The sequence below is a fragment of the Leptolyngbya sp. FACHB-36 genome (assembly GCF_014695955.1).
Lineage (GTDB): Bacteria > Cyanobacteriota > Cyanobacteriia > Leptolyngbyales > Leptolyngbyaceae > FACHB-36.
On the sequence record NZ_JACJPG010000121.1, the window covers coordinates 1 to 2,953 of the forward strand.

At 51.0% G+C, this 2,953-nt stretch carries 3 protein-coding genes; all 3 read left to right on the top strand.

Features of this window, described 5'->3' with window-relative positions; translation table 11 throughout:
* On the top strand, nucleotides 1–948 hold a 948-nt coding region (locus H6F43_RS01685), incomplete at its 5' end, for a CmpA/NrtA family ABC transporter substrate-binding protein (protein WP_190340289.1).
* Nucleotides 949–1,046: 98 nt separating this feature from the next.
* The gene (gene ntrB, locus H6F43_RS01690) at nucleotides 1,047–1,877 is read left to right on the top strand and encodes a nitrate ABC transporter permease (protein ID WP_190340290.1); all 831 of its coding nucleotides are present in this window, start codon (nucleotides 1,047–1,049) and stop codon (nucleotides 1,875–1,877) included.
* Between the two features lie 165 nt (nucleotides 1,878–2,042).
* Nucleotides 2,043–2,953 (top strand): nitrate ABC transporter ATP-binding protein (locus tag H6F43_RS01695; protein WP_190340291.1); only part of this gene is annotated, 911 nt, incomplete at its 3' end.

Sequence of the window (2,953 nt, forward strand, 5' to 3'; positions counted from 1 at the left end):
ACCGACCAAACGAAAGTGCCGATGTACGTTCTGTGTCAGTTGAATACGCAAGGAAACGGAATTGCGATCGCGGGCAAACATCAAGGCAAAAATATTGGATTAAATCTGTCGCAAACAACTGCACTATTTAATCAACTGAAATCTGAAGGGTCGCGGTTCAAAATTGCCTACACCTTCCCAAAAGCAAATCAGGAACTCTGGGTGCGCTATTGGCTCGCAGCAGGTGGCATCAATCCTGACTCGGACGTAGAACTGCTGACCGTGCCTGCGTCTCAGACCGTTGCGGACATGAAGCGCGGCGCAATGGACGCCTTCAGTACAGGCGACCCGTGGCCCTACCGAATCGTGTCAGACAAAATCGGCTATTTGGCAGCGCTGACCGGAGAGATTTGGAAAGCCCATCCCGAAGAGTATTTCGCCATGCGGAAGGATTGGGTGGATAAGCACCCCAAAGCCACCAAGGCGATCCTCAAAGCCATCATGGAAGCGCAACAGTGGTGCGACGATTTCAACAATCGTCCAGAACTGGCAAAAATTTTGGCACAGCGGCAGTATTTTGGCGTTCCAGAAAACGTGCTGCTTGAGCCGCTGATGGGCAAATACAACATGGGCGATCGCACGATCGACGATAAATCATTGGCAGTCCTGTTCTGGAAGGACTCGAAAGGTAGCGTTTCTTATCCCTACAAGAGCCACGATCTGTGGTTCCTGACCGAAAGCGTCCGCTGGGGCTTCTTGCCGAAGGAAACGCTGACGAATGCAAAGACATTGATCGACTCAGTCAACCGCGAAGACATTTGGAAAGAGGCAGCAAAAGAAGCCGGAATCCCAGCAGCAGATATTCCTACTAGCACATCTCGCGGCATTGAAGAATTCTTTGATGGCGTCAAGTTTGACCCAGAAAATCCACAGGCGTATTTGAATAGCCTCAAGATCAAAAAGGCTTAGTTCTAAAAGCTAATAGTTAACAGCTATTCGCTTTATCTTTCCTTGACTCACTTGTAACTGAACTCATCTCATTCCCAGACCAGAAGAGGACTCATCCCATGACGATCGCACAGCGCCGTTCTGCTACCTTTAATAACTCCTGGATGTCGCGTTTCAAGCTAAAAGATCGCGTATCCGATCTGATTCCGCCACTTGCGGCGATCGGCATCTTCTTAGCAATTTGGCAGCTATTTTCGTTTCTGCCCGGAGCCACGTTGCCCGGTCCAATTAAGGTCGTCCAGGAAACCTGGATTCTGATTTTGTACCCGTTTTATGACCGTGGCGGCACCGATAAAGGATTGTTTTGGCAGGTATTTGCGAGTCTGCAACGGGTTGCTGTGGGCTACTCGCTAGCCGCGATCGTTGGCATCGGTTTAGGCATTGTGATTGGTCTGAACCAAACGATGTGCAAAGCGCTCGACCCGCTGTTTCAACTGCTGCGGACCGTGCCGCCATTGGCGTGGGTGCCGATCGCGCTTGCCGCTTTGCAGCAAAACCAGCCTGCTGCCCTATTCGTGATTTTCATTACAGCAATTTGGCCCATCCTGATCAACACCGCTGTCGGCGTGCGTCAGATTCCCCAGGACTACAACAACGTTGCTAAAGTGCTGCAACTGTCTCAGCGCAAGTACTTCTTCAAAATTCTGTTGCCTGCCGCTCTACCCTACATCTTTACCGGACTGCGGATTGCGATCGGTCTAGCGTGGTTGGCAATTATCGCCGCAGAAATCGTTATGTCTGGCATTGTCGGCATCGGTTTCTTTATCTGGAACGCCTACCAAAACGGTCAGGTTAGCGAAATTATTATATCGCTGGTCTACATCGGACTCGTTGGCTTACTGCTCGACAAAGTTGTTGCCTGGATTCAGAGCCGCATTTTGCCCGAGTAAGTTAATTCGCAATTTTGAATGATGAATTTTGAATTACGGAGTTTGACCCAATTCAAAATTCATCATTCCCTTCCCCCTCTCTGAATTTTGAACGAGTGAGTTAACTTCACTTCCAATTCAGAATTCAGAATTCAAAATTCAGAATTCATCATTCCTCCTCCTCCTATGACCGCATTCGTAAGTGTTGATAACATCGAAAAAACCTTTTCCCTCTCCAACGGCGATCGCTACGTTGCCCTAAAGGGAATTGAACTGAATATCCAGAAAGGTGAATTCATTTCACTGATTGGTCACTCTGGCTGCGGCAAGTCCACGCTGCTAAACATGATTTCTGGTCTAGATTTTCCTAGCGAAGGCGTGGTACTGCTAGAAGGCGAGAAGATTAGCCGTCCGGGTCCCGATCGCATGGTCGTGTTCCAAAACTACTCGCTGCTGCCGTGGCTGAGCGTGCGCGAAAACATTGCCCTCGCTGTAGATGAAGTGCTGGCGCATCTGTCGCCGCGAGAGCGCAACGAGATTGTTCAGCACAATCTTGAGGCGGTAGGTTTAGGCCATGCGGCAGACAAGCCTCCGGCGCAGCTATCGGGCGGCATGAAGCAGCGAGTGGCGATCGCCCGCGCCCTCGCCATCCGTCCCAAGCTGTTGCTGCTGGATGAACCCTTCGGCGCGTTGGACGCCCTAACGCGCGGCAACCTGCAAGAGAAGCTAATGCAGATTTGCGAAGAAAGCCATGTGACGGCGGTGATGGTGACGCACGATGTCGATGAAGCGCTGCTGCTGTCCGATCGCGTCGTCATGCTGACCAACGGACCGGAATCGAAGATCGGACAAATCATGGACGTCGATTTGCCCCGTCCGCGCAAACGCTTGGAAGTGGTGAATCATCCCCACTACTACGCAATGCGAAGCGAAATTATCTATTTCCTCAACCAGCAAAAGCGGATTAAGCAGCTCCGGGCGCGGAAGACTGGCGCTATTGCTCGCCACGGGTTAGAGAAAGTGAATCTGGAAATTGGCTTCGTGCCGCTGACTGCTTGTGCGCCACTGGCGATCGCCAAAGAAAAAGGCTTCTTCGC

What these genes read in the sequence shown, in the direction of transcription:
- ntrB (WP_190340290.1), top strand. Translation starts at nt 1,047, where the DNA reads ATGACGATCGCACAGCGCCGTTCTGCTACCTTTAATAACTCCTGGATG.